The organism is Microbacterium sp. LWH11-1.2 (genome assembly GCF_038397745.1).
In the GTDB taxonomy this organism is placed as follows: Bacteria; Actinomycetota; Actinomycetes; order Actinomycetales; family Microbacteriaceae; genus Microbacterium.
The window spans coordinates 3,528,957-3,553,062 of the sequence record NZ_CP151636.1 but is presented as its reverse complement, the minus strand read 5'-3'; the positions used below and the strand labels follow the sequence as shown (position 1 = coordinate 3,553,062).

Genomic DNA, 24,106 nt, shown 5'->3' with positions numbered 1-24,106 from the left:
GATCGGCCGATGCGGGCACGGGGGAGTGCGGGACAATGGGGCCATGGCAGATCCGCTCGCGTCCGCTCCGCGATTCCTCGCACCTGCGCAGGTCGCCGAGCTGCTGAGCATCGGCGTCGACGAGGTGATCACCCTCGTCCACGAAGGCCGCCTGCGCGGGTCGCAGCTCGGAACGCCGCCGCGCTGGCGCGTCGAGGAAGCCAGCCTGCAGGACTACCTGGCCGAGCAGTCCGAGACCTCTCGTCGCATGGCGCTGTGGCGTCAGTCCCAGACCGCGAGCTTCCCCGAGGTCTGGGGAACATCGTCTGCTCACGGCATCTGAGTCCCCGGCGTCCGCACCGCGACCAGCCGCGAGAACGGGATGACGCGAAACCCATGGACCGCGGACGCACGTCGGGCGTCTCCCCTGTCGTGCACCGCGAGATCGAGATGATCCGCGGCGGCGCGATCGATCGTGCCGTGCGCGTCTTCCCCCGTGAGCGTGCTCACCTGCACCGCGACACGACGGCGCGCGAGATCGCGCAGCACGAACCCGAGCGTCATCCGCTCGCGGAGCGCGTGCTCTGAAGGGGCCGGCTCCTCGAGGCTCGCGAGGATCATGCCGTGATCGAGCGTGATTCCGGCGATCGCGTGCTCGGGGACGAGCAGCGTCGAAGGGCCGGCCTGCGTGCAGTCGGCGACGCGCGAGGTCACCGCGATCCAATCCGCTCCCAGAGCGCGCAGCGTCACCGGGAGGCGCCGTCCGTTCGCGAGGTCGATCACGGCCTCCGCGCCGAGGGCGCACAGCATCCGCAGTCGCGCACGCAGCTCGAGACGCGCGATCCGCAGGCGCTCCGACTCGGCATCGAGGGCGGCGCGCTCGGCTTCCCACTCCGAGGCCAGCTGACCCTCGAGATCTTCGAACAGTCGATCCCAGTGCATCCGACCGAGAGTAGGCCACGTCCGGGAACGACGTACGAGTTATCCACATTCCTCTCGGGCGACGCCCACGGTGACGGACTCCCCGTGCTCTACTGGCGCGCAGTCCGCCCCGATCGAGAGTCCGATGATGACGCTTCACGAGTACTTCGCGCCGCAGCCCACGCCCACCGTCGAGCTGCCGGACCCCGTTCCGCTGCTCCGCAGCCTGACGCAGGGAGCGCTCGAGGTGCTCGCCGGGGTCAGAGAGGTCGATCAGCTCGCCCGATGGTTCAGCGAAGACGCGTTCCGGAGTCTCGCGACGAGGGCGAACCTCTCGGCGAGGGCGCGCAGCGCGCGGGGAGTCCCACCGGCGCGTCCGACCTTCGAGATCCTGTCGATCCGGGTGTGCGAGCCGACGGACGGGGTGATCGAGGCCGTCGTGGTCGTGGCGGGTCCGGGACGCACCCGCGCGGTCGCCGTGCGTCTCGAGGGCTTCGACCGCCGGTGGCGCGCGAGCTCTCTGGCCATCCTCTGAGCCATGTCGCCCTAGGCTGGAGGGGTGTCAACCCTCAGTGATCTCGCCCACGCCCAGGGTCGTCTGACCGACAGCGATGTGGAGTGGCTCCATCGGCTCGCCGGCGACGGCCAGCTCCTCGCCGACCTCGCGTCGGCGGACATCGTCATCTGGATCCAGACCGAGGACGGATCGTTCGTCGCCGTGGCCCACGCGCGGCCCAGCGGTGCGGCGACGCTCTTCTACCGGGACATCGTGGGGGAGAGGGTGCGACCGCAGTGGCGCACCCAGGTGCAGGGGGCCTTCGAGTCGGCGACGATCGTCGACTCGTCCTCACCCGACTGGTTCGAGGAGACGCCGACGCGGGTGCGCGCCGTCCCGATCGTGAGCGAGCGCCGGGGTTCGGGAACCGAGCCGACCGTCATCGGGGTCGTGACCAGGCACACCAACCTCGGAGAGGCGCGGACGCCGTCCCGTCAGCAGATCACGTTCGACGAGTGCGCGAACGACCTCTTCCGGATGATCGCCGACGGCAGCTTCCCCGACCTCGCGGCACCGACGTCGCCGCGGCGGGGTGCGCCTCGCGCGTCGGACGGTCTCATCCGCATCGACGTCGACGGGATCACCACGTTCGCGAGCCCGAACGCCCTCTCGGCGTTCAACCGCATGGGCTTCGACGACGAGCTCGAGGGCGAGTCGCTCGCCGAGGTGACGACGCGGCTCGTGCCGCCGTCGCGCCAGGTCGACGAGTCGCTGCCCGTCGTCGTCACGGGGCGCGCACCATGGCGCACCGACATCGAGGCTCGAGGGGTGACCGTGTCGCTGCGGGCCATCCCGCTCAAGGACCACGGCACCCGGATCGGGGCCATCGTGCTCTGCCGCGACGTGTCGGAGCTCCGTCACCAGGAGCAGGAGCTCATCACGAAGGATGCGACCATCCGTGAGATCCATCACCGGGTGAAGAACAACCTCCAGACGGTGGCGTCGCTGCTGCGCATCCAGGCGCGGCGCACGCACTCCGACGAGGCCCGCGACGCCCTCACGCAGGCGATGCGGCGCGTGGACTCGATCGCCGTCGTGCACGACACGCTCGCGCAGGGGCTCACGCAGAAGGTCGATTTCGACGAGGTCTTCCACCGCGTCCTCAAGCTCGTGGCCGAGGTCGCCTCGGCGCCGAACACGCGGGCGCGCACGCAGTCGACCGGACGGTTCGGGGTGCTGCCGAGCGAGTACGCGACGCCCCTCGCCCTGGCTCTCACCGAGGTCGTCACGAACGCCGTCGAGCACGGACTCGCGGGCCGGGAGGGCCTGGTGACGATCGATGCCACCCGCACCGAGGACAACCTCCGCGTGACCGTGCACGACACCGGTCTCGGGTTGCCGGAGGGGCGGATCGGCCAGGGCCTCGGCACTCAGATCATCCGCACGCTCATCCAGGGCGAGCTCGGCGGCACGATCGAGTGGCGTGGCAGCGAGGGCGAGGGCACCGAGGTGGTCATCGACATTCCGCTGCGCTGGCTGCAGCCCTGAGCATCACCCCGCGCACCGCGCACAGGAAAGCGGCCTGAGACACGAGGTCTCAGGCCGCTTCCGTGAGGTTCAGGAGGCGCGGCGGGCGCGCGCGGCGCGGCGCTTCAGAGCGCGGCGCTCGTCTTCGGAGAGACCGCCCCAGACGCCCGAGTCCTGGCTGCTCTCGAGGGCGTACTGCAGGCAGATCTCGGTCACCGTGCAGGTGGCGCAGACGGTCTTCGCCTTCTCGATCTGGTCGACGGCCGGACCGGTGTTCCCGACGGGGAAGAACAGCTCGGGATCGACAGTCAAACAGGCGGCCTTGTCGCGCCAGTCCATGGGGGCTCCTCGGTGTGGATTTCAAAGAGATGTCGCGACGCGACCGCTCGATTCGGGCTACTGTTCGGGTTCAGTTACCCTGTTGAGATGCGGACGGATGCCCGCGAATTGTGATGCGAGCGAAACGCCCGCCCCACGCCGCTGTGGGAGCACATGACGCTGTCTATTCTGTTACATGAAACCTGCGAAATCAAGGGTTTTCCGCCTTCTCATTCGATTCTCAGGAGACACATCGTGCGTGCACCCGGACTCGCTCTCGCGGCGTCTGTCGTTCTCGCGGCCGAAGGGGCGGCACTGCTCGTCTTCGCGGTCATCGAGCTCGCCGGACTCGGAGCAGGTGACGCGGCATCCCTCCCGACGGCACTCGCGCTGATCGTCCTCACGATCATCGGTGCCGCCGCCCTGATCGCCTTCGCCGTCGGCACCCGCAGCGGGCGTTCCTGGGCGCGGTCGGGGGGAGTGGTCTTCCAGGTGCTCGCGGTCGCGCTGGCACTCGCCTCGCTCACGATCCAGCCCATCTCCTGGACCTTCACGCTGGCCGTGGGGCTCCCCGCCCTTCTCGGCTTCGTCCTGCTCATCGCCAGTGCGCGACGCGAGGGCGAGCAGCGCGAAGCGGAGTGAGGGTCGGAGGCCGCTCCCGGTCTCAGGCGTCGATACCCAGCAGCTTGCGGATGCGGGCGACGTGGCCGGTGGCCTTGACGTTGTACAGCGCGAGCTCGACCACGCCGGACTCGTCCAGCACGAAGGTCGAGCGGATGACGCCCTCGATGACCTTGCCGTAGTTCATCTTCTCGCCCCACACCCCGTAGGCGGAGTGGACCGCGTGGTCCGGGTCGCTGAGGAGGGTGAAGGTGAGTCCGTCGCGCTCGCGGAACGCGGCCAGCGTCGAGGGCTCGTCGCGGGAGATCCCGATGACGCGGTAGCCGGCGCCCTGGAGAGAGCCGATGCTGTCGCGGAAGTCGCACGCCTGGGTCGTGCAGCCGGGCGTCATCGCCGCCGGGTAGAAGTACAGGACGACCTTCTCGCCGCGCAGGTCGGCGAGCGAGATGCGGGTGCCGTCCTGGTCGAGGAGGCTGAAGTCGGGGGCTGCGGTTCCGGGTTCGAGGCGCTGAGTCACCCGTCCACCCTATCGGCCGGGGGTCTGCTCGGCCTTGTCGGAGAACGTCTGCAGCAGCCGCTGGAGCGAATCGAGGCGCGCGCGTCCGGTCTCGCTGAGCTCGCCTCTCTCCGCGGCCTCGATGAGGGCGCAGTCGGGGGCGTCGGCGAGGTGCGTGCACCCGCGCGGGCAGTTCTCGGCGATCTCGGCCAGCTCGGTGAACGCCGCGAGGATGTTCGCCGGGTCCACGTGCCCGAGGCCGAAGGAGCGCACGCCGGGCGTGTCGATGACCCACCCGGTGCCGAGCGCGCCGTGATACCTCAGGGACACGGTCGACGACGACGTGTGGCGGCCGCGACCGGTGACCTGGTTGACGTGCCCGGTGGCTCGCTCGGCCGTCGGCACGAGGGCGTTCACGAGCGTCGACTTGCCGACACCGGAGTGTCCGACGAACACGGTGGAGTGGCCGACGAGCGCGGCACCGATCTCCTCCACCGGCATCTCCTCCAGCGCGCTGGTGAACACGCGCAGGTCGAGGCCGTCGAAGTGCGCGAGGAACTCGGTCGGATCGGCGATGTCGGTCTTGGTCACGACGAGGAGCGGGCGGATGCCGGCATCCAGGGCCGCGACGAGATAGCGATCGACGAGCCGGGCGCGGGGCTCGGGGTCAGCGGCGGCCACGACGACGAGCATCTGGTCGGCGTTCGCGACGATGACCCGTTCGACCTGGTCGGTGTCGTCGGCGCTGCGCCGCAGCAGCGAGGTGCGGTCGGCGATGCCGATGATGCGGCTGAGCGTGCCCTCGTCTCCCGAGGTGTCGCCGACCACGCGCGCCTGGTCGCCGGTGACGATCGGCATGCGGCGGAGTTCCCGCGCGCGGACGGAGCTGATGACATGCTCGTCATCGGTGTCCTCGTCGAGCAGCACGGTGTAGCGGCCGCGGTCGACCCCGAGCACGCGACCGGTCTGCGCGTCGTCATGAGCGGGCCGCCGCTTGGTGCGCGGCCGATTCGCCTTCGGATTCGGGCGCGTGCGGATGCTGCTCTCGTCGAAGTCCTCGAAGTCGTCGTCGAGGTCGTCGTTGTCGTCGAGCCAGCTCATCGGTCAGCCTCGCAGCATCCGCTCCCAGAGCATCGTGAACTCCGGGAGGGTCTTCGCGGTGGTGCCGATGTCGTCGATCTCGACGCCGGGGACGCGCAGGCCGATGAGCGCTCCGGTGGTGGCCATCCGGTGGTCGTGATGCGCAGCCCAAGCGCCTCCGTGCAGCGGAGCCGGGATGATGCGCAGACCGTCGGTCAGCTCTTCGGCGTCGCCGCCGAGGGCACGGAGATTGCCGATGAGGGCGGCGATGCGGTCGGTCTCGTGCAGACGGATGTGCCCGATGCCGCGGATCGTCGTCGGCGAGTCCGCGAAGGCGGCGAGCCCCACCAGGGTGGGGGTGAGCTCGCTCGCCGCGGAGAGATCCATGTCGAGCCCGCGGATGCCGGACCCGGCGCGCACGGTGAGCGTGCCGCCGTGGCGGCCGACGTGCGCGCCCATGGCCTGCAGGATCTCCGGAAGGAGGGCGCCTGGCTGGGTGGAGTGCGCCGGCCATCCGGTGATCGACACCGCGCCGCCCGTGACGAGCGCGGCCGCCAGGAACGGCGCGGCGTTGGAGAGGTCGGGCTCGATCGCGATCTCCTTGGCGCGGGGGACTCCGGCCTCGACGAGCCACTCGCCGACCGCGGGACGCTCGATGCGGATGCCGCGTCGGCTCAGCGCCTCGATGGTCATGTCGATGTGCGGGAGGCTCGGCAGGTGCTCGCCGGTGTGCACGAGGTGCAGGCCGACATCGAAACGGGGTGCGGCGAGCAGGAGCCCGGACACGAACTGACTCGACGCGGAGGCGTCGATCTCGACACGGCCGCCTCGGATGCGGCCGTGACCGCGGATCGTGAACGGCAGCGCCCAGGTGCCCTCGTCGTCGATGTCGACGCCGAGGTCGCGGAGCGCGCTGATCAGTCCGCCCATCGGACGGTGCAGCGCGGTCTCGTGGGCGGTGAGGTGCACGTCGTGGGCAGCGAGACCGGCGAGCGGGGCGATGAAGCGCATCACCGTGCCGGCCTGACCGCAGTCCACCGTCTTGCCGCCCTCGAGCTTCGCGGGGGTCACGACCAGGTCGGGGCCGAACTCGTGTCCGGCATCCACCTCCTCGATGCCGACGCCCAGCGCGCGCAGCGCGTCGACCATGCGCGCCGAATCGTCGGAATGCAGCGGGGCGATCAGCCGACCGGGTCCGTCGGCGATCGCGGCGATGATGAGCTCGCGATTGGTCAGCGATTTCGACCCGGGGATGGTGAGCTCGGCGTGTACCGGATCGTCCACGGTGGGCGCGGCATAGGCGCCCTGGACTCGGGCGGGGGAATACCTGTTCGCGCTCATCGGTTCTCACTTTAGTGAACAGGATGCCCACGGCGTGAAGGCGCGGGCGTCCGCCGAGGAGGAGAGTGCATGCTGGGCACGCTGGAACGCGGGACGCTGGACATCAGCGGCCTAGACTGGCCGGTGATGGATGACACCGCAACCGCAGAGACCGTCGGCGACCCTCGGCGCGAATTCGAGGAGCAGGCGATCCCCTTCATGGATCAGCTCTACGCCGCCGCGATGCGCATGACGCGCAACCCGGCCGACGCCGCCGACCTCGTGCAGGAGACGTTCGTGAAGGCGTACGGCTCCTGGGCGACGTTCTCGCAGGGCACCAACCTCAAGGCGTGGCTCTACCGCATCCTGACGAACACCTACATCAACATCTATCGCAAGCGGCAGCGCGAGCCCTACCAGGGCACGATCGACGAGCTCGAGGACTGGCAGCTGGGCGGCGCCGAGTCGACCACCGCGACGCACGGCCGTTCGGCCGAGGCCGAGGCGATCGACCGCATGCCGGCATCCGTCGTGAAGGATGCCCTCCAGGCCGTCCCGGAGGACTTCCGGCTGGCGGTGTACTTCGCGGATGTCGAGGGCTTCGCCTACCAGGAGATCGCCGACATCATGAAGACCCCCATCGGCACCGTGATGAGCCGCCTGCACCGTGGCAGGCGCATGCTGCGGGAGCTGCTGGCTGACTACGCCGCCGAGCGAGGCATCGCCGCGGCTGACACGAGGAGCACGAAATGAGCGACTGCGGCTGCGACAAGGCCCGCCAGGATCTGGAGGAGTACCTCCGCAACGAGGTGTGCAAGACCGAGCACACCGAGATCCGGGAGCATCTCGAGAACTGCGCATCGTGCCGGGACGAGGCTCTCGTCGCCACGACGCTCACCGAGGTCGTCGCCCGCGCCTGCAAGGAGACGGCTCCGGAGCAGCTGCGCGATCAGGTGTTCGCCCGTCTGCGCGAAGTCCAGGCCTCTCAGCACTGACCCTCCGTCGGAGGCCGTCGGTAGGCTGGATCGATGACCATCGATGCGCGTGATGTGCCCGCCGACCCGACCTCGACCGAACGGCTGCGCGCCGCGGGACTCGACTACCGCGTCGTCGATCTGACGGTCGACGAGAGCGCGAGCGGGTTCCAGCGGGCCGCCGACCGCGGCTTCCTCGGAGCCGAGCCGAGTGCGGAGTCGCTCGCCCAGAACCGGAAGACGTTCGCCGAGCGACGCGACATCGGGGTCTACGAGCCCGGTGCACCGGCGTCTGCGTTCCCGGTCGCGACGACCAACGCCTGGGTGACGCCGCTCACCATCCCCGGCGGTGGCGAACTGGACATGTGGGCGATCAGCATGGTGACGGTCGCCGCCACTCATCGTCGCCGCGGCATCGCCCGGTCGCTGCTCGAGGGCGAACTCCGCGCCGCGGCCTCCGCCGGGGTCCCGATGGCCGGCCTCACCGTCTCCGAGGCGACGATCTACGGCCGCTACGGATTCGGCTCCGCGATCCCTGTCGCGCATCTCACGATCGACACCCGCCGTGCCGGGTGGGGCGGTGCGACGCCGTCCGGACGGGTCGAATACGTCGATCGCGAGACCCTGGCCGCCGACATCGGCACCGTGCACGAGCGTGCGCGTCACGACGCATCAGGACGCATCCCCGGCTGGCAGGGTCGCTGGGAGGGCCTCTCGGGCGCCTCGCCGTCGAGTCAGGACCGCGACAAGGTGCGAGGGGTCCGCTTCCTCGACGACGCCGGCGAACTCCGCGGCGCGCTCGCCTACACGGTGCACGAGAAGGGCGACTCGTTCCGCTTCCGGCTCGACATCGGGCTCCTGGTCGCCGAGACGCCCGACGCCGTGGCGGCGCTCTGGCGCTTCGCACTGGAGCACGACCTCGTCGACCAGGTCACCGCCGATCTCCGTCCGCTCGACGATCCGCTGCCGTGGCTGGTGGCGGACCCGCGCGGCGTGACGCAGGTCGTGCACGACCATGGCTGGCTGCGCATCCTCGACGTGCCGGTTGCGCTCTCCGCCCGCCGGTACTCGGCTCCGCTCGACACCGTCATCCGCGTCGAGGACTCGCTCGGTTTCGCGAGCGGCGACTGGCATCTCCGCGTCGACGGCGCCGGTGCCGCGACGGTCGACCGAGTGGAGACTGCGACGCCGGACATCTCGCTCGACGTCTCCGTGCTGTCCTCCCTGTACGCCGGTGGGGTGCGGGCAGCGTCCCTGCACGGAGCCGGGCGCATCACCGCGGACGCCGCGGCTGTCGAAGCCCTCGACCGCGCGCTGATCGCGTTCCCCGCGCCGTCGCTCGACATCTGGTACTGACGCGTCCAGCGGGAACGAGAGAAGGCGCCCCGACCGTGAGGTCGAGGCGCCTTCATCGTTGGCGGGAGCGCTCAGCCGAGCGTGAGCGCCTCGCGGAGCAGCTTCGCCTGCTCGGCGGCGTGCACCTTGGAGGATCCGGTGGCCGGCGATGCGGATGCCGTGCGAGCCACAGGGCGGAAGGAGCGGTCACCGGGGACGTCGGCGAAGGCGAGTGCCAGGAACGGCCACGCGCCCTGGTTCTCCGGCTCCTCCTGCACCCACACCAGCTCGGCGTTCGGGTACGAGTCGGTGATGGCCTTGAGCTCGTCGATCGGCGTCGGGTACAGCTGCTCGAGCCGGACCAGGGCGATCTCCGGGTTCGGGTTCTTCTCGAGGTCGGCGCGGAGATCCCAGTGCACCTTGCCGGAGTGTACGAGCACGCGCTTCACGGCGGCACGATCGAGATCGCGGTGGTCGTCGATCACGGGCTCGAAACGACCCTGGGTGAAGTCCTCGACCGGGCTGGTCGCGCCGCGCAGACGCAGCATGGCCTTCGGGGTGAAGACGATCAGCGGCTTGCGCGGACGGGCGTAGGCCTGTCGACGCAACAGATGGAAGTACGACGCCGGGGTCGAGGGACGGGACACGATCATGTTGTCCTGCGCGCACAGCTGCAGGAAGCGCTCGATGCGAGCCGACGAGTGGTCGGGTCCCTGGCCCTCGTAGCCGTGGGGGAGGAGCAGCGTGACGCTGGACTGCTGTCCCCACTTCTGCTCGGCGGCGGAGATGTACTCGTCGATGACCGACTGGGCGCCGTTGACGAAATCTCCGAACTGCGCCTCCCACAGGACGAGCGCCTCGGGAGCCTCGACGGAGTAGCCGTACTCGAAGCCGAGGGCGGCGTACTCGCTGAGGAGCGAGTCATAGATGAAGAAGCGGCCCTGCGCGTCGGAGAGGTTCGACAGCGGCAGCCACTCCTGGCCGTTCGCGCGGTCGTGCAGGGTGGCGTGACGCTGCACGAACGTGCCCCGGCGCGCATCCTGACCAGCGAAGCGCACGGGCGTGCCCTCGACGAGCAGCGAACCGAACGCGAGAAGCTCGCCGAAGCCCCAGTCGATGCCGCCGTTGCGGCTCATGTCGAGACGCTTGTCGAGCAGCTGCTGGATCTTCGGGTGCACCGTGAAGCCCTCGGGCTTGTTCACGAACGCATCGCCGATGAGCTGGATGACCTCGTTCGGCACGCCGGTGATGTCCGGTGCGCCGATCTGCTCCTCGACCGGGAGGAGATCGGGCGCGATCGGCGTCGCACCGGTCTCCGCGGCGTGCGTCTCGGCGAAGGCGATCTCGAGGCGGTTCTGGAAGTCCGCCTTCGCCTCGTCGTACTCCTGCTCGGTGATGTCACCGCGGCCGACGAGCGACTCGGTGTAGAGCTTGCGGACCGAACGCTTCGCCTGGATCAGGTCGGTCATCAGAGGCTGCGTCATCGAGGGGTCGTCGCCCTCGTTGTGACCACGTCGGCGGTAGCAGACCAGGTCGATCACGACGTCGCGGTGGAAGCGTTCGCGATACTCGAAGGCGAGCTGGGCGACGTGGATGACGCCCTCGGGGTCGTCGCCGTTCACGTGGAACACCGGCGCCTGGATCGTCTTGGCGACATCGGTCGCGTAGACCGAGGTGCGACCGTCGTTCGGCGACGTCGTGAAGCCGACCTGGTTGTTGACGACCACGTGGATGGTGCCGCCGGTGCGGTAGCCGCGCAGCTGCGACATCTGCAGCGTCTCGACCACGACGCCCTGGCCTGCGAAGGCCGCGTCACCGTGGACGAGGATCGGCAGCCAGGCGAAGGTGCCGATGGGCTTGCGGTCCTGCTTGGCGCGGACGATGCCCTCGAGGACTCCGTCGACCGTCTCGAGGTGCGAGGGGTTCGCGGCGAGGTAGACGGGCAGCTCGGAGCCGTCGTCGGCGACGAAGGTGCCTTCGGTGCCGAGGTGGTACTTCACATCGCCGGAGCCGCGCTGGTTGCCCGGGGTCTGCGTGCCCTCGAACTCGCGGAACACCTGCCCGTAGGTCTTGCCGGCGATGTTGGTGAGCACGTTCAGACGACCGCGGTGGGCCATGCCGATCGCCGCGCCCTCGAGTCCGGCCGTCGCGGCGCCCTGGAGGATCTCGTCGAGAAGCGGGATGAGCGACTCACCGCCCTCGAGCGAGAACCGCTTCTGGCCGACGAACTTCGTCTGCAGGAACGTCTCGAACGCCTCGGCCTCGTTGAGCTTGCGGAGGACGCGGAGCTGCTCGTCGTGGCCGGGCTTCTGGTACTTGACCTCGACCTTCTCCTGGAACCAGCGGCGCTGCTCCGGGTCCTGGATGTGCATGTACTCGATGCCGAGCGTGCGGCAGTACGAGTCGCGCAGCACGCCGAGGATGTCGCGCAGCTTCGCGAGTCGCCGGCCGCCGAAGCCGCCGGTGACGAACTCGCGGTCCAGGTCCCAGAAGGTGAGCCCGTGGCTCTCGATCTCGAGGTCGGGGTGCGACCGCTGCACATACTCCAGCGGATCGATGTCGGCCATCAGGTGGCCGCGCACGCGGAAGGAGTTGATGAGCTCCTGCACGCGGGACTGCTTGTCGACGCGCTCGGCGAGGTCGACCGCGATGTCGGGGTTCCAGCGGATCGGCGCGTACGGGATGCGGAGCGCCGCGAAGATGTCGTCGTAGAAGCCGCGCTGCCCGATGAGCAGCTCGTGCACCTTCTTGAGGAACTCGCCCGACCCGGCGCCCTGGATGACGCGGTGGTCGTAGGTGCTGGTCAGGGTGATGGTCTTGCCGATCGCGAGCTCGTTGAGCGTCTTGTCGCTCGCGCCCTGGAACTCGGCCGGGTACTCGAGGGCGCCGGCGCCGATGATGCAGCCCTGGCCCTTCATCAGACGCGGAACCGAGTGCACGGTTCCGATGCCGCCCGGGTTGGTCAGCGACACCGTGGTGCCCTGGAAGTCCGCGGCGGTCAGCTTGTTGCCGCGGGCGCGCGTGACCAGATCCTCGTACGCCGACAGGTACTCGGTGAAGCTCAGGGTGTCGGCGCGCTTGATGCTCGGGACCATGAGGGCGCGCGTGCCGTCGGGCTTGGGCAGGTCGATCGCGATGCCGAGGTTCACGTGCGCCGGTGCGACGACGGACGGCTTGCCGTCGATCTCGGCGTAGAACACGTTCTGGCTGCGGAACTCGTCGAGGGTGCGGATGAGCGCCCAGCCGATGAGGTGGGTGAAGCTGATCTTGCCGCCGCGCGTGCGGGCCATGTGGTTGTTGATGACGATGCGGTTGTCGATCATCAGCTTCGCCGGAACGGTGCGGACGCTGGTCGCGGTCGGGACGGTCAGGGACTCGTCCATGTTCGCCGCGAGGGTCTTGGGGAGGCCGCGGAGCGGGGTGACCTTGTCCTCTTCGGCGGCGTCGACGGCTTCCTTCGCCGCAGGCTTCGGCGCCTGGGCGGGGATCGGAGCCGTGGCCGCTGGCTTGGTGGTGGTCCGTGCGACCGGCTGCGAGCCGATCACCGGGATCGGTGCCGTGACGGGATGCGCGGCCGTGTCAGCGGGGGCCGCGGGGGCAGCCGCAGGAGCCGCGGAGCCGGTGGTGTCCGCGTGGTACTTCTCCAGAACCGGCCACCACTCCTTGTCGACCGAGTCGCGGTTCTCCTTGAACTGCTCGTAGAGCTCTTCGACGAGCCAGGAATTGGCTCCGAACCCCCCGTCGCCTCCGACGCCGGTCACCTGGTTCGACACGCTGTATCGCCCTCTTTCATCGCTGAAGCACTCTGGTGCAGACGACGGCGCAGGATGCGCCCGGGTCCGCACACTCTCGACTGTCAAGCCTAACGTGTTTCGCCCCGGCAATCGTCGAAGCCGTGTGCCGACCGCGCGGCGATCTGAGTACCGTGGAGACATGAACTTCTCAGGTGCGCAGCCGACCGTCGATCTGACCTATTCGGACGTCTTCCTGGTTCCGCGCCGATCCGCGGTGACCAGTCGTCTCCAGGTCGATCTCGCTCCGCAGGACGGGACACCGGCGACGCTGCCCCTGGTGGCCTCGAACATGAACTCGGTGACGGGTCCGCGTCTGGCGGCCGTGCTCGCCCGCCGCGGCGGACTCGGCGTGCTTCCGCAGGACCTGCCGCTGCAGGACCTGGACGCCGCGATCCGCGACGTCAAGGCTCAGCCCGTGCTCTGGGACACGCCGATCGTGCTCCCGCCGGAGGCGTCCGTCGCCGACGCGCTCCGTCTGCTCCCGCCGACCGCAGGGCACGGGATCGTCGTCGCCCGCGGCGAGGCGCCGATCGAGGTCGGCCGGGTGCTCGGCATCCTTCCGGCGACGCGGCTGGCCACGGCGCTCCCGGATGCGCAGCTGGGCGATCTCGTGCACAGCGGCGTCCCGTCGATCGACGCGGAGGACATCGGCTCGGAACGCCACGCCTTCGACGTGATCACGGATGCCGACGTCGAGATGGTGACCGTGATCCATCACGGGCATCTGGTGGGAACGCTGAGCGCGCGCACCGCGCTGCGCTCCACGCTGTATCGTCCGGCGCTCGACGCCGACGGCCGCCTCGCCGTCGCCGCCGCTGTCGGTATCAACGGCGATGTGGCCGCGAAGGCCAAGGCGCTCGCCGGCGCCGGGGTCGACGTGCTGGTGGTCGACACCGCCCACGGGCACCAGGAGGGGATGCTGCGCGCGCTGCGCGCGGTCGCCGACCTCGACCTGGGCCTGCCGATCGTGGCGGGGAACATCGTCACCGCCGACGGCGTGCGCGACCTCGTCGATGCGGGAGCGTCGATCCTCAAGGTCGGCGTGGGCCCCGGCGCGATGTGCACGACGCGCATGATGACCGCGGTCGGGCGACCCCAGTTCTCGGCGGTGCTCGAGACCGCGCAGGCGGCGCGAGAGCTCGGGGCCCATGTCTGGGCGGACGGCGGGGTGCGGTACCCCCGCGACGTGGCGCTCGCGCTCGCCGCCGGCGCGGCATCCGTCATGGTCGGCTCCTGGTTCGCCGGCACGATCGAGGCGCCGGGGGAGCTGCAGCGCGACGGCGAGGGACGGATCTTCAAGGAATCGTGGGGCATGGCCTCGACCAAGGCGGTCCAGGCGCGGTTCGGCCGCCTCGACGCCTACGAGCGTGCGCGCAAGGAGCTCTTCGCCGAGGGGATCTCCTCGTCGAAGATCTACCTGGATCCGCTCCGCCCCGGACTGGAGGACCTGCTCGACATGATCACCTCGGGCGTGCGCTCGTCGTTCACGTACGCCGGCGCGTCGTCGGTGCCGGAGTTCCACGACCGGGCTCTCGTCGGCCTCCAGTCGGCCGCGGGATACGAGGAGGGCAAGGCGCTCCCGGTCAGCTGGTAGCCGAGTCGCGCTCCCCGCCGGGTTCTGTAGAATCGTCCGCATAATGGACGACCCTCCCAGTTGCAGTACATCGCCCCACTGTCCGCCTCTCTCACCGGAGAGGAACCTCTGATGGACTACATCATGTTGGGCGTGGGGCTCCTGCTCACGGTCGGCACCGGCCTCTTCGTCGCGAGCGAGTTCGCGCTGGTCAATCTCGACCGCGCCGACCTCGAGGCTCGTCAGGCACGAGGCGAATCCCGGCTCTCGCTCACGATCAGCGCTCTCAAGCACACGTCGACGCATCTCTCGTCGGCGCAGCTCGGCATCACGCTGACGACGCTCCTCACCGGTTACACGATGGAGCCCGCGCTGTCGAACCTTCTCCGTCCGACTCTCCTCGCCTGGAGCATCCCCGAGGCTGCCGTCGCTCCGATCGCGACCATCGTCGCGATGCTGGTCGCCACGGTGCTGTCGATGATCCTCGGCGAGCTGGTCCCGAAGAACTTCGCGCTGGCGCTGCCGCGGCAGACCGCCAAGCTCGTCATCCCCTTCCAGGTCGCGTTCACGACGGTGTTCAAGCCCGCCATCGTGGTGCTCAACGGCAGCGCGAACGGTGTGCTGCGCAGCATGGGCATCGAGCCCAAGGAGGAGCTCTCCGGTGCGCGCAGCGCCGAGGAGCTCTCGTCGCTCGTCCGCCGCTCCGCGAACGCGGGACTGCTCGAGGCCGACACGGCCAGCCTGCTCGACCGCACGCTCACCTTCTCGCGGCTCAGCGCCGCCGACGTGATGACGGCCCGGCCGAGCATGCATGCGCTCGCCGCGGGCGACTCCGCCGATGACGTCATCCAGCTGGCACGTCGCACCGGCCACAGCCGCTTCCCCGTCTACGACGACGACCTCGACGACATCTCCGGCGTCGTGCACCTGAAGGCGGCCATCTCGGTGCCACGTGAGCGTCGCGCGGAGGTGCCGGTGGGCGCTCTCGCGACGGACGCGCTCCGGGTCCCGGAGACCGTGCACGTCGACGGTCTCATCTCCGAGCTCCGCGCTCGCGGCTACCAGCTCGCCATCGTCGTCGACGAGTACGGCGGCACCGCGGGTCTCGTGACACTCGAGGACCTCGTCGAGGAGCTCGTCGGCGAGGTGTCGGACGAGCACGACCGCACGAGGGCCGGCATCGTCCGCGGGCGCGACGGCATCATGTTCCCGGGTGAGCTGCGACCGGACGAGCTGCGCAGCCGCGCCGGAGTCGTGGTTCCGGAGGGCGACGTCTACGACACGGTCGGCGGGTACGTCATGAGCGTGCTCGAGCGCGTGCCGACCGTCGGAGACGAGGTGACGGTCGACAGCGGCATGCTCCAGGTCGTCCGGATGGACGGCCGGAGGGTCGACCGCGTGAGATACGTCCCGAGACCGCACGACACCGCAGAGGAGGCCACCCGATGAACGACTGGGGAGGACTCGCCTGGCTCGTGGTGCTGCTCGTCGCGAACGCGTTCTTCGTCGGCGCCGAGTTCGCGGTCATCTCCGCGCGGCGCTCGCAGATCGAGCCGCGCGCCGAGGAGGGCTCGCGCGCTGCCAAGACCGCGCTCTATGCCATGGAGCACGCGACGCTGATGCTCGCGACATCGCAGCTCGGCATCACGATCTGCTCGCTGCTGATCCTGAACGTCTCCGAGCCCGCGATCCACCACCTGCTCGCCGTGCCGATGCACGCGCTCGGCTGGTCGGACGGCGTCGTCGATGTGGTGTCGTTCACGATCGCGCTGCTGATCGTCTCGTTCCTGCACGTCGTGTTCGGCGAGATGGTGCCGAAGAACCTCGCGTTCTCGGTGCCGGACCGGGCGGTGCTGATCCTGGCGACCCCGCTCGTGTGGGTGTCGAAGATCTTCATGCCGGTGATCTGGCTCCTGAACGCGGCCGCCAACGGCGTGCTGCGACTGTTCCGGGTCGAGCCGAAGAACGAGGCCGCCTCGACCTTCACGCTCGACGAGGTCGCGACCATCGTCGATCAGTCGCGCCGAGAGGGCGTGCTGACCGACACCGCGGGAACCGTGGCGGCCGCCGTGGAGTTCACGGACAAGAAGGCGCGCGACGTGGCCGTTCCGCTCAGCGACCTCATCACGCTGCCGCAGTCGACGACACCCGACGACATCGAGAAGGCGGTCGCCCGATACGGGTTCTCCCGCTACGTGATCGTCGATGCGGATGCCGTGCCGGTCGGCTACGTCCATCTGAAGGACATCCTGCGGGCTTCCGACGGCCCGGACGCCGCCGAGAAGCTGGTGGAGCCGCTTCCGGCGAAGCGCATCCACCACATGGTCCCCGTGCAGGAGGACACCGATCTGGAGGACGCCCTCGCGCTCATGCGCCGTGCCGGTCGTCATCTGGCCAAGGTGCGCGACGCGGACGGCCGCACGACCGCCGTGCTGTTCCTGGAGGACATCCTGGAGGAGCTCGTCGGCGAGGTGCAGGACGCGACCCGTCGCATCCGGGGACGCTGACCGCGCACGCCTCACGACGAAGGCCGCCGTCCCGGTTCTCGGGGCGGCGGCCTTCGTCCGGCACGGCGCCGGTCAGCGCCAGCGTGCGCGGTCGTACTGCGGCGGCCAGGCGACCTCGGCGCCGAGCTCGTGCGCCGCGCGGAGGCCGAAATGCGGATCGCGCAGCCATTCGCGTCCGGCGAAGATCGCATCGGCCGCGCCCGCGGCGAGCACCTGCTCGGCCTGTTCCGCCGCCGTGATGAGTCCGACGGCCGAGACCGGGATGCGTCCTCCCTGCCGGACGGTCTCGGCGAGGGGGACCTGGTAGCCCGGGAAGACCTCGATCCGCTGGTGGGCGACGAGCCCGCCGCTGGAGACGTCGATGAAGTCCGCGCCGTGCTGAGACGCCCAGTCTCCGACCACAGCCGCCTCGTCGGCGGTGAAGCCGCCGTCGGCGTGGTCCGTGGCCGAGATGCGCACGAACAGCGGAACCTCCTCGCCGACCTCGGCGCGGACGGCGTCCACGACGCGCAGGAGCAGTCGGGCGCGGTTGTCCAGCGACCCGCCGTACTCGTCGTCGCGGAGGTTCGACAGCGGCGACAGGAACTGGTGCAGCAGGTAGCCGTGCGCCCCGTGCAGCTCGAGCACGTCGAAGCCCGCGTCGACCGCGCGTCGGGCGGCCGCGGCGAAGGCATCGACCACGCGGTCGATCCCTGCGGCATCCAGCGCGGCCGGATCGGCGAAGCCTTCGAAGGCGACGGCGGACGGTGCGCTCGTCGTCCACCCGCCCTCGTCGGACGGCACCGAGCCGCGACTCTCCGCCCACGGCCACCAGGTCGAGGCCTTGCGACCCGCGTGGGCGAGCTGGATCCCGGCGACCGCACCGCGATCGTGGATCGCCTGCACGATGGGAGCCCAGGCGTCGCGCTGGTCGTCGTTCCAGAGTCCGACGTCGCGCGGCGAGATGCGACCCTCCGGCACGACGGCGGTCGCCTCCGCCACGATGAGCCCCGCGCCGCCCGATGCGAACTGGGCGAGATGGCTGTGGTGCCATTCCTGCACGACGCCGTCGACGGCGCTGTACATGCACATCGGCGACACCCACAGGCGGTTGCGGAACGTGACGGATCGGATGGTCAGCGGGGAGAAGAGGAGGCTCACCGTTCGACGTTACCCCCGCGTGCGCGGGGCGGGGGCCGTCCCGCTAACGTGGAGTCATGGTCGAGGTGCGCGAGTGGACACGCAGCGATACCGCGCGGTTCCTCCGGGTGCCGACGCCGGACGACGACAAGTACGCTCGTGGCGTCGTCGCGCTGCGCACCGGCTCGCCCGCCTACCCCGGTGCCGCCGTCCTCGGTGTCGAGGCCGCGTGGCGGGCAGGTGCCGGTTTCGTCCGGTACGTCGGGGCGTCCCGAGTGGCGGATGCCGTGCTGGCGCGTCGTCCGGAGACGGTCGCCGGTCCCGACGCGGGCGGAACGCGGGTGGACGTCTGGGTGATCGGGTCGGGCACGGATCCGGGGGAGCGCAGCGACACCGAGACCCTGGCGCTGCGGGAGATCCTCTCCGGGTCGGCCACGGTGATCATCGATGCCGGCGCACTCGACCTCGCGCCTGGCACGCGCGCTCCCTTCCTCGTGACGCCGCACGCGCGCGAGTTCTCGAGGCTGCGGGAGCGTCTGCGGGTGCCCTCGTCGGGCGACGACCGTGCCGAGGCGGCGTCCCAGGTCGCCGCGAAGATCGGTGGAACCGTGCTGCTCAAAGGCGCTCGAACGCTGATCGCCGACCCGTCCGGAGCCGTCATCGCCGTGGAAGCCGGGACCGGCTGGCTGGCGACGGCAGGGACCGGTGATGTGCTCGCCGGCGCTCTCGGCGCGGTCACGGCCGCCAATCCCGGCGCCTCTCTGGCGGAGGCCGCAGCGGCGGGAGCGTGGTTGCACGGCCATGCCGCCCGGATCGCCGCGGGTGTGCTCGAGGGCGCACCGGGACACCCGATCGTCGCGATGGATGTCGCGGATGCTCTCCCGTCCGCGATCGCGGACGTCCTGGCGTGAGCCGGACCCGGACGACCCGCGTGGTCGTGCTGTGGTGTGTCTTCCTTTTCGTGCACCTCGTCACGGCCGCGGTGGGCTGGGTGTATCCGAGCCAGCCCATGGGCGACGTCGTCCTGGTCTACGAGCCCTGGGCGTCGTCGGCGATCGGCGGGGGAGCGATCATGGGTGTCAGCGAGACGTGGGTCTATCCACAGCTCGCCCTCGTGCCGATGCTGCTGACCGCGGGACTGGCCGCGCCGCTCGTGCCGCTTCTCGGAGTCTCCGGTGCCTACCTGGTCGCCTGGGCGCTCCTGGTCACGGTGCTCGACGCTGTCGCGTTCGGCGTCCTGATCGGACGAGCGCCGTCCCGGCCGCGTCGCGTCGCCGCGTGGTTCTGGATCGCCGCCGTCCTGCTCCTCGGTCCCATCGCGATCTACCGGATCGACGCGATCACCGTCCCGCTCGCCGTGATCGGCGGACTCTGGCTCGTGTCGCGACCCGTCGTGGCCGTCGCGCTGCTGACGATCGGCGCCTGGATCAAGATCTGGCCGGGTGCTCTGGTCCTGGCGGCGATCCTGGCCGTCCGTGCGCGGATCCGGATGCTGCTCGCCGCCGCAGCCGTCAGCGCCGGTGTCGTCATGGTGCTGCTGCTGCTCGGGGCGGACACCGAGGTGTTCGGCTTCCTCACCGAGCAGACGGGGCGCGGACTGCAGATCGAGGCCGTGGCGGCGACGCCGTTCCTGTGGCTCGCTGTCGCCGGCTCCGCGCGCATCGAGTACAGCTTCGAGATCCTGACGTTCCAGATCACCGGGTCCGGCACGGAGGCGGTCACCGCGATCCTCACGCCGCTCATGATCATCGCCGCGGCCGCTGTGGCCGCGATCGGCGCCGTGAAGGCCGCGCGCGGAGCATCCTTCGCCCGGCTCTTCCCGCCGCTCGCCCTGAGTCTGGTCGTCGTGCTCATCGTGACGAACAAGGTCGGTTCGCCGCAGTTCCAGACCTGGCTGATCGCACCCGTCGTGCTGTGGATCGTCTTCGACGGCATCCGGGCCCGCGTGCCCGCGCTGATCGTGCTGACCCTGTGCGCGCTGACCTGCCTCGTCTATCCGCTGAGCTATGACGCGCTGCTGCGGGCGGAGCTGCTGCCGGTCCTGGTGCTCACGCTGCGCAACGTCCTTCTCCTCGTGCTTCTCGCCGTCGGCATCCGGGCGCTCGCCCGTGTGCCCGCCCACCGACCTTCGAAACCCAGGGAGTGAACCATGCTGATCGCCTTCTCCGTCGCCCCGAGCGGCACCCCCGCCGACGGTGCCGAGCGCACCGACGACTCCGTGCACGATGCCGTCGCCGCGGCGGTGCGCGTCGTCCGCGAATCGGGCCTGCCGCACCGCACCACCAGCATGTTCACCGAGGTCGAGGGGCCTGACTGGGACACCGTGATGGACGTCGTGAAGCGCGCGACCGAGGCCGTGATGCCGTTCGGCTCGCGGGTCTCGCTGGTGCTCAAGGCCGACATCCGTCCGGGGTACTCCGGAGAGCTCGATGCCAAGATCGAGCGGCTCGAGGCGGCGATCGACGGGGCGGATGACTGATCTTCGCGCTCGCGCGGAGGTGACTCTCCGCCCTGCGGAGTCTGCGGACCTGGACTGGCTCGCCGATCTCCGCGCGATCGTGCTCCGCGCAGACCTGGAGCGTCTCGGGCGCTATGACGCGGTCCGCGTGCGGCAGCGGCTCCGCGACGCCTATGATCCATCGGTCACGCGGACCGTGGTCGTCGACGGCGAGGATGTCGGCTGCATCGCCGTGCGTCGCGAAGACGACACCTACTGGATCGAGCACTTCTACCTGGCTCGATCGCACCAGGGGCGTGGCGTCGGCGGACGCATCCTGACGATGGTCCTGCAGGACGACGTGCTCTATCGGCTCAACGTGCTGCAGGGAAGCGCCGCGCGGCGCCTCTACGAGCGCCACGGCTTCGTCGTCGACCGGGAGGACGAGGTCGATGTCTTCATGAGCCTCGACCGGACGGGGCGGATCGAGGAGTCCGGGGACCGGTAAGCTGATCCGGTGAATCCCTCGACAGAATCGAGGGGTGCGGCGAAGAGGGCGCTCCTCTCTCTCGCCATCGGCAGTTTCGGCATCGGCATGACCGAGTTCGTGGTCATGGGCCTGCTGCCCGACATCGCCGGTGACCTGCTGCCCGCCCTCTGGTCCTCGAGTCGGGAGGATGCCCTGAGTCAGGCCGGGTGGCTCATCTCCCTGTATGCGCTCGGCGTCGTCATCGGCGCCCCGACCATCGCGGGCTTCGTCGCGCGGTACCCGCGGCATCGCGTGATGATCGTGCTGGCGCTGGCTCTGACGGTCTTCAACGCACTGACCGTGGTGCTCCCGTCGTTCGAGCTCGTCGGGATTTCACGCTTCCTCGCCGGCCTTCCGCACGGCGCCTATTTCGGCATCGGCGCGCTCGTCGCGGCCGATGTGATGGGTCCGGGCAACCGGGCGAAGGGCGTCGCGTTCATCCTCACGGGGCTGACGGTCGCCAACGTCGTCGGTGTACCGCTGGGCACCTTCCTCGGCCAGCAGTGGGGGTGGCGCACCGCATTCGCGGTCGTGGCGCTCGTCTTCGCCCTGGCCACGCTCTGCATCGCGCTGTTCGTGCCCGCGCACCCCGGGTCGCCGGGCCGCACCATGCGCCAGGAGCTCGGGGTGTTCCGCATCCCGCAGGTGTGGTTCACGCTCGGCGTCGGAGCGATCGGATTCGGCGGCTTCTTCGCCGTCTACAGCTACATCGCACCGGTCGTCACCGAGGTGGCGGGGTCGCCGGAATGGGCCGTGCCGATCGTGCTCGTCCTGATGGGCATCGGCATGACGATCGGAAACCTCGTGGGCGGCCACCTCGCCGACATCGACCTGCGCCGCACGCTGCTGATCGGGCTCGCCGTGATGGCAGCCACGTTCGTCCTGCTCGCCGTGCTGTCGTTCTGGATCGTGACTCTGTGCCTGATGGTGCTGATCGTCGGATTCGTCTCATCGGTTCTGAGCCCGACCATCCAGACACGGTTGATGGATGTCGCGGGGGACAACCAGTCGATCGCCGCCGCGATGAACCACTCGGCCCTGAACATCGGCAACAGCCTCGGAGCCTTCCTCGGCGGCGTCGTCATCGCCCTGGGCTGGGGGTTCACGGCCCCGGCCATGACCGGAGCAGGGCTCGCCGTCGCCGGACTGCTGATCGCCCTGGCGTCGTACCGCCTCGAAGCGCGCCGCGCCTCCGCTGCTGTACTCGTCGCGTCCTAGAGTGGCGGGGTGAGCTCTCCCGACGAATCCCTGCCCGTGGCGGGCACCGTCGTGCTGCTGCGTGCTGCCGATCCCGGCTTCGAGGTGCTCCTCATCCGCCGTCCCGATCGCGGGTCGTTCGCCGGTGCGTGGGTCTTCCCAGGCGGGAAGGTCGAGCCGGCCGATCGGCGCATCGGCGAGGCCGAGAGTGACGACGCGCGTCGCGCCGGTATCCGGGAGACCCGCGAAGAGGTCGGCCTCGCGGTCGCGGACCTGGTGCCGCTGTCGGAGTGGCGTCCGCCGCTCGAGGCGCCGACGCGGATCCGTACCTGGTTCTTCCTCGCGATGGCTCCCGTTGCGGAGCCTGTGGCGTCGGCGGACGAGGTGGCGGAGCTCACCTGGGCGAGCCCGGCCGACGCCCTGGCACGACACGCCGCCGGTGAGTGGGTGCTCTTCCCTCCGACGTGGATCACCCTGCACCACCTCACCGGCTTCGTCGACGCGGCGTCGGCGCTGTCCTCTGCAGGTGCTGCGCAGCTCTTCCAGACGCGCGTGCTCGACACCGACGCCGGGCGCGCCTTCGCCTGGGAGCAGGGAAGACTCGAGGCCGGAACCCTGCCCTGGCGCTTCGTACGGAGCTGAGCCTCGGGCTCAGTCGGCGAGCAGCTGCCGCAGGTGCGTGCCGACGGCTTCCGTCTCGATGAGGAAGCCATCATGCCCGAAGTCACTGGTGAGCACGACCGCCTCGCCGCCGACGACATCCGGGATGCTCCGCGCGATGCGCTGCTGTCCGTCCACGGGGAAGAGGCGGTCGCTGTCGATGCCGATCACGAGGGTCCTGGCCGTGACGGCGCGCAGAGCTTCCTCCACACCCCCGCGATCCCGCCCGACGTCGTGCGAGTTCATGGCTTCGACCAGCGTGATGTAGCTGTTCGCATCGAAGCGGCGCGTGAACTTGTTCCCGTGGAAGTCGAGGTACGACTCGACGGCGAAGCGACCGCCGTGGCCGAGCGGGGAGACGCCGGACTGCCACGAGCGCTGGAACCGCTGGTTGAGCTCGATCGGACTGCGGTAGTTCAGCAGAGCCATCCGCCGGGCGAGGGCGAGGCCGCGGTGAGGACCGTCGCCGTCGCCGAGGTCGTAGTACTCCCCGCCCTGGAAGCGCGGGTCCATCCGGATCGCCTCGAGCTGCACCGTGTTCAGCGCGATCTGGTCGGCGGTGGTGACCGGGGGTGAGGAGAGCACGGCGAGACGCGCGACGCGCTCGGGATGCGTGACGGCCCACTCGAGAGCGTGCATGCCGCCCATCGAGCCGCCGATGACAGCGGCCCACCGGTCGATGCCGAGGGCATCGGCGAGACGCACCTGCGCCGCCACCTGGTCGCGGATCGTGAGGTAGGGGAAGCGAGAGGCCCACTCGTAGCCGGCGGGCGCGACGCTCGCCGGCCCCGTCGAGCCCTGGCAGCCGCCGAGCATGTTCGGGGCGATCACGAACCAGCGGTCCGTGTCGAGCGGAGCGCCGGGGCCGGCGATGTCCTCCCACCACCCGGCGGTCGCATGACCCGCACCGGCCGCCCCGCGCACGTGGCTGTCACCAGTGAGCGCGTGCAGCACGAGCACGGCGTTGTCCCGTGCCGCGTTCAGCTCGCCCCAGCTCTCGTAGGCGAGACGGATGCCGGGAAGGACCGCTCCGCTCTCGGTCGTGAACGCGCCGAAGCTCCCGAAGCGCCGACCGCCGACGGGGTCCCCGTCGCGCCACGCGCCGGTCGCCGGAGGGCGAGCACGGAGCAGCCGCACATCGGCCTCCGTCACGGGCGCTGAGGGCACCGTGTCCTCGGAGGTCGTCTGCCAGTCCATGTTCCCATTCTCGCCTGGCGGGGGAC

General features: G+C 70.1%; 24 protein-coding genes. 16 read left to right on the top strand and 8 right to left on the bottom strand.

The features are described 5' to 3' along the window. Window positions 1–43: 43 nt before the first annotated feature. Entirely contained in the window at window positions 44–322 is a 279-nt protein-coding gene (locus tag MRBLWH11_RS17455; protein ID WP_116635339.1) for a helix-turn-helix domain-containing protein, read from the top strand. Here MRBLWH11_RS17455 and MRBLWH11_RS17450 read toward each other — a convergent pair. Further along, window positions 310–921, bottom strand: a complete 612-nt coding sequence (locus tag MRBLWH11_RS17450) for a hypothetical protein (RefSeq protein WP_341945742.1) — start codon at window positions 919–921, stop codon at window positions 310–312. The two genes, MRBLWH11_RS17455 and MRBLWH11_RS17450, sit on opposite strands and share 13 nt — an antisense overlap. Window positions 922–1,048: 127 nt before the next feature. Between MRBLWH11_RS17450 and MRBLWH11_RS17445 the strand changes: the two genes are divergently transcribed. Together MRBLWH11_RS17445 and MRBLWH11_RS17440 are read left to right on the top strand one after the other, a co-directional pair. Then, on the top strand, window positions 1,049–1,435 hold the full coding sequence (locus tag MRBLWH11_RS17445; protein WP_116635431.1) for an Rv3235 family protein: 387 nt from the start codon (window positions 1,049–1,051) through the stop codon (window positions 1,433–1,435). A gap of 24 nt (window positions 1,436–1,459) precedes the next feature. Beyond that, entirely contained in the window at window positions 1,460–2,944 is a 1,485-nt protein-coding gene (locus MRBLWH11_RS17440) for a PAS domain-containing sensor histidine kinase (protein WP_116635337.1), read from the top strand. A gap of 69 nt (window positions 2,945–3,013) precedes the next feature. On the opposite strand, the gene MRBLWH11_RS17435 is transcribed toward MRBLWH11_RS17440, so the two are convergent. Continuing rightward, the gene (locus tag MRBLWH11_RS17435) at window positions 3,014–3,262 is read right to left on the bottom strand and encodes a WhiB family transcriptional regulator (RefSeq protein WP_028503730.1); all 249 of its coding nucleotides are present in this window, start codon (window positions 3,260–3,262) and stop codon (window positions 3,014–3,016) included. 234 nt (window positions 3,263–3,496) lie between these two features. Between MRBLWH11_RS17435 and MRBLWH11_RS17430 the strand changes: the two genes are divergently transcribed. After that, the gene (locus MRBLWH11_RS17430) at window positions 3,497–3,883 is read left to right on the top strand and encodes a hypothetical protein (protein WP_341945741.1); all 387 of its coding nucleotides are present in this window, start codon (window positions 3,497–3,499) and stop codon (window positions 3,881–3,883) included. A 22-nt stretch (window positions 3,884–3,905) separates the two neighbouring features. Here the strand turns inward: MRBLWH11_RS17430 and bcp are convergent, their stop codons facing one another. From bcp to aroA, 3 genes are read right to left on the bottom strand one after another with little or no spacing between them, the layout of a single operon-like run. Beyond that, the gene (gene bcp / locus MRBLWH11_RS17425; protein ID WP_341945740.1) at window positions 3,906–4,379 is read right to left on the bottom strand and encodes a thioredoxin-dependent thiol peroxidase; all 474 of its coding nucleotides are present in this window, start codon (window positions 4,377–4,379) and stop codon (window positions 3,906–3,908) included. A 9-nt stretch (window positions 4,380–4,388) separates the two neighbouring features. Next, window positions 4,389–5,459, bottom strand: coding sequence for a ribosome small subunit-dependent GTPase A (gene rsgA, locus MRBLWH11_RS17420; protein ID WP_341945739.1), 1,071 nt, complete (start codon window positions 5,457–5,459; stop codon window positions 4,389–4,391). A 3-nt stretch (window positions 5,460–5,462) separates the two neighbouring features. After that, the gene (aroA, locus tag MRBLWH11_RS17415; protein ID WP_116635333.1) at window positions 5,463–6,779 is read right to left on the bottom strand and encodes a 3-phosphoshikimate 1-carboxyvinyltransferase; all 1,317 of its coding nucleotides are present in this window, start codon (window positions 6,777–6,779) and stop codon (window positions 5,463–5,465) included. A gap of 126 nt (window positions 6,780–6,905) precedes the next feature. Between aroA and MRBLWH11_RS17410 the strand changes: the two genes are divergently transcribed. The 3 genes from MRBLWH11_RS17410 to MRBLWH11_RS17400 are packed head-to-tail and all read left to right on the top strand — an operon-like array spanning window position 6,906 to window position 9,088. Then, window positions 6,906–7,511 carry a sigma-70 family RNA polymerase sigma factor gene (locus tag MRBLWH11_RS17410; RefSeq protein WP_243408894.1) on the top strand — a complete coding sequence of 202 codons (606 nt, stop codon included), beginning with the start codon at window positions 6,906–6,908 and terminating at the stop codon, window positions 7,509–7,511. After that, window positions 7,508–7,753: a zf-HC2 domain-containing protein gene (locus MRBLWH11_RS17405; protein WP_116635331.1), complete on the top strand. Its 246-nt coding sequence runs from the start codon at window positions 7,508–7,510 to the stop codon at window positions 7,751–7,753. Before MRBLWH11_RS17410 ends, MRBLWH11_RS17405 begins: the two co-directional genes overlap by 4 nt. A 33-nt stretch (window positions 7,754–7,786) precedes the next feature. Next, on the top strand, window positions 7,787–9,088 hold the full coding sequence (locus MRBLWH11_RS17400; protein WP_341945738.1) for a GNAT family N-acetyltransferase: 1,302 nt from the start codon (window positions 7,787–7,789) through the stop codon (window positions 9,086–9,088). A 71-nt stretch (window positions 9,089–9,159) separates the two neighbouring features. Here the strand turns inward: MRBLWH11_RS17400 and MRBLWH11_RS17395 are convergent, their stop codons facing one another. Then, the gene (locus MRBLWH11_RS17395) at window positions 9,160–12,840 is read right to left on the bottom strand and encodes a multifunctional oxoglutarate decarboxylase/oxoglutarate dehydrogenase thiamine pyrophosphate-binding subunit/dihydrolipoyllysine-residue succinyltransferase subunit (protein WP_116635329.1); all 3,681 of its coding nucleotides are present in this window, start codon (window positions 12,838–12,840) and stop codon (window positions 9,160–9,162) included. A gap of 160 nt (window positions 12,841–13,000) precedes the next feature. Between MRBLWH11_RS17395 and MRBLWH11_RS17390 the strand changes: the two genes are divergently transcribed. The 3 genes from MRBLWH11_RS17390 (at window position 13,001) to MRBLWH11_RS17380 (ending at window position 16,941) form a co-directional block, all read left to right on the top strand. Beyond that, window positions 13,001–14,455, top strand: a complete 1,455-nt coding sequence (locus MRBLWH11_RS17390) for a GuaB1 family IMP dehydrogenase-related protein (protein ID WP_341945737.1) — start codon at window positions 13,001–13,003, stop codon at window positions 14,453–14,455. A 111-nt stretch (window positions 14,456–14,566) separates the two neighbouring features. Further along, the gene (locus MRBLWH11_RS17385) at window positions 14,567–15,883 is read left to right on the top strand and encodes a hemolysin family protein (RefSeq protein WP_341945736.1); all 1,317 of its coding nucleotides are present in this window, start codon (window positions 14,567–14,569) and stop codon (window positions 15,881–15,883) included. Continuing rightward, a complete protein-coding gene (locus tag MRBLWH11_RS17380; protein ID WP_116635326.1) occupies window positions 15,880–16,941 on the top strand; it encodes a hemolysin family protein in 1,062 nt (353 codons plus the stop codon). Before MRBLWH11_RS17385 ends, MRBLWH11_RS17380 begins: the two co-directional genes overlap by 4 nt. Window positions 16,942–17,013: 72 nt before the next feature. Here the strand turns inward: MRBLWH11_RS17380 and MRBLWH11_RS17375 are convergent, their stop codons facing one another. After that, on the bottom strand, window positions 17,014–18,081 hold the full coding sequence (locus MRBLWH11_RS17375) for an NADH:flavin oxidoreductase/NADH oxidase (RefSeq protein WP_341945735.1): 1,068 nt from the start codon (window positions 18,079–18,081) through the stop codon (window positions 17,014–17,016). Between the two features lie 56 nt (window positions 18,082–18,137). On the opposite strand from MRBLWH11_RS17375, the gene MRBLWH11_RS17370 reads away from it, so the two are divergent. Genes MRBLWH11_RS17370 through MRBLWH11_RS17345 form a run of 6 tightly spaced genes read left to right on the top strand, consistent with a single transcriptional unit; the run spans window position 18,138 to window position 22,865 of the window. Beyond that, window positions 18,138–18,971 (top strand): NAD(P)H-hydrate dehydratase, encoded by an 834-nt coding sequence (locus MRBLWH11_RS17370; protein ID WP_341945734.1) that lies wholly within the window; start codon window positions 18,138–18,140, stop codon window positions 18,969–18,971. Continuing rightward, the gene (locus MRBLWH11_RS17365; protein ID WP_341945733.1) at window positions 18,968–20,206 is read left to right on the top strand and encodes a hypothetical protein; all 1,239 of its coding nucleotides are present in this window, start codon (window positions 18,968–18,970) and stop codon (window positions 20,204–20,206) included. Before MRBLWH11_RS17370 ends, MRBLWH11_RS17365 begins: the two co-directional genes overlap by 4 nt. Before the next feature lie 3 nt (window positions 20,207–20,209). Then, window positions 20,210–20,539 (top strand): thiamine-binding protein, encoded by a 330-nt coding sequence (locus MRBLWH11_RS17360; protein ID WP_341945732.1) that lies wholly within the window; start codon window positions 20,210–20,212, stop codon window positions 20,537–20,539. Beyond that, window positions 20,532–21,005: a GNAT family N-acetyltransferase gene (locus tag MRBLWH11_RS17355; protein ID WP_341945731.1), complete on the top strand. Its 474-nt coding sequence runs from the start codon at window positions 20,532–20,534 to the stop codon at window positions 21,003–21,005. The genes MRBLWH11_RS17360 and MRBLWH11_RS17355 overlap by 8 nt, the downstream gene beginning before the upstream one ends. A gap of 9 nt (window positions 21,006–21,014) precedes the next feature. After that, complete coding sequence (locus tag MRBLWH11_RS17350) at window positions 21,015–22,244, top strand: MFS transporter (protein ID WP_341945730.1); 1,230 nt, start codon at window positions 21,015–21,017, stop codon at window positions 22,242–22,244. Window positions 22,245–22,253: 9 nt separating this feature from the next. Next, window positions 22,254–22,865 carry an NUDIX domain-containing protein gene (locus tag MRBLWH11_RS17345; protein WP_341945729.1) on the top strand — a complete coding sequence of 204 codons (612 nt, stop codon included), beginning with the start codon at window positions 22,254–22,256 and terminating at the stop codon, window positions 22,863–22,865. A gap of 9 nt (window positions 22,866–22,874) precedes the next feature. Here MRBLWH11_RS17345 and MRBLWH11_RS17340 read toward each other — a convergent pair whose 3' ends face one another. Beyond that, on the bottom strand, window positions 22,875–24,080 hold the full coding sequence (locus MRBLWH11_RS17340; protein WP_341945728.1) for a homoserine O-acetyltransferase: 1,206 nt from the start codon (window positions 24,078–24,080) through the stop codon (window positions 22,875–22,877). Between the last annotated feature and the right edge of the window lie 26 nt (window positions 24,081–24,106).

Bases quoted from the DNA above. Each gene is read 5' to 3' on its own strand.
- MRBLWH11_RS17455 (WP_116635339.1), top strand. From the start codon at position 44: ATGGCAGATCCGCTCGCGTCCGCTCCGCGATTCCTCGCACCTGCGCAG.
- MRBLWH11_RS17450 (WP_341945742.1), bottom strand. From the start codon at position 921: ATGCACTGGGATCGACTGTTCGAAGATCTCGAGGGTCAGCTGGCCTCG.
- MRBLWH11_RS17445 (WP_116635431.1), top strand. From the start codon at position 1,049: ATGACGCTTCACGAGTACTTCGCGCCGCAGCCCACGCCCACCGTCGAG.
- MRBLWH11_RS17435 (WP_028503730.1), bottom strand. From the start codon at position 3,262: ATGGACTGGCGCGACAAGGCCGCCTGTTTGACTGTCGATCCCGAGCTG.
- rsgA (WP_341945739.1), bottom strand. From the start codon at position 5,459: ATGAGCTGGCTCGACGACAACGACGACCTCGACGACGACTTCGAGGAC.
- aroA (WP_116635333.1), bottom strand. From the start codon at position 6,779: ATGAGCGCGAACAGGTATTCCCCCGCCCGAGTCCAGGGCGCCTATGCC.
- MRBLWH11_RS17410 (WP_243408894.1), top strand. From the start codon at position 6,906: ATGGATGACACCGCAACCGCAGAGACCGTCGGCGACCCTCGGCGCGAA.
- MRBLWH11_RS17405 (WP_116635331.1), top strand. From the start codon at position 7,508: ATGAGCGACTGCGGCTGCGACAAGGCCCGCCAGGATCTGGAGGAGTAC.
- MRBLWH11_RS17400 (WP_341945738.1), top strand. From the start codon at position 7,787: ATGACCATCGATGCGCGTGATGTGCCCGCCGACCCGACCTCGACCGAA.
- MRBLWH11_RS17390 (WP_341945737.1), top strand. From the start codon at position 13,001: ATGAACTTCTCAGGTGCGCAGCCGACCGTCGATCTGACCTATTCGGAC.
- MRBLWH11_RS17385 (WP_341945736.1), top strand. From the start codon at position 14,567: ATGGACTACATCATGTTGGGCGTGGGGCTCCTGCTCACGGTCGGCACC.
- MRBLWH11_RS17380 (WP_116635326.1), top strand. From the start codon at position 15,880: ATGAACGACTGGGGAGGACTCGCCTGGCTCGTGGTGCTGCTCGTCGCG.
- MRBLWH11_RS17370 (WP_341945734.1), top strand. From the start codon at position 18,138: ATGGTCGAGGTGCGCGAGTGGACACGCAGCGATACCGCGCGGTTCCTC.
- MRBLWH11_RS17360 (WP_341945732.1), top strand. From the start codon at position 20,210: ATGCTGATCGCCTTCTCCGTCGCCCCGAGCGGCACCCCCGCCGACGGT.
- MRBLWH11_RS17355 (WP_341945731.1), top strand. From the start codon at position 20,532: ATGACTGATCTTCGCGCTCGCGCGGAGGTGACTCTCCGCCCTGCGGAG.
- MRBLWH11_RS17340 (WP_341945728.1), bottom strand. From the start codon at position 24,080: ATGGACTGGCAGACGACCTCCGAGGACACGGTGCCCTCAGCGCCCGTG.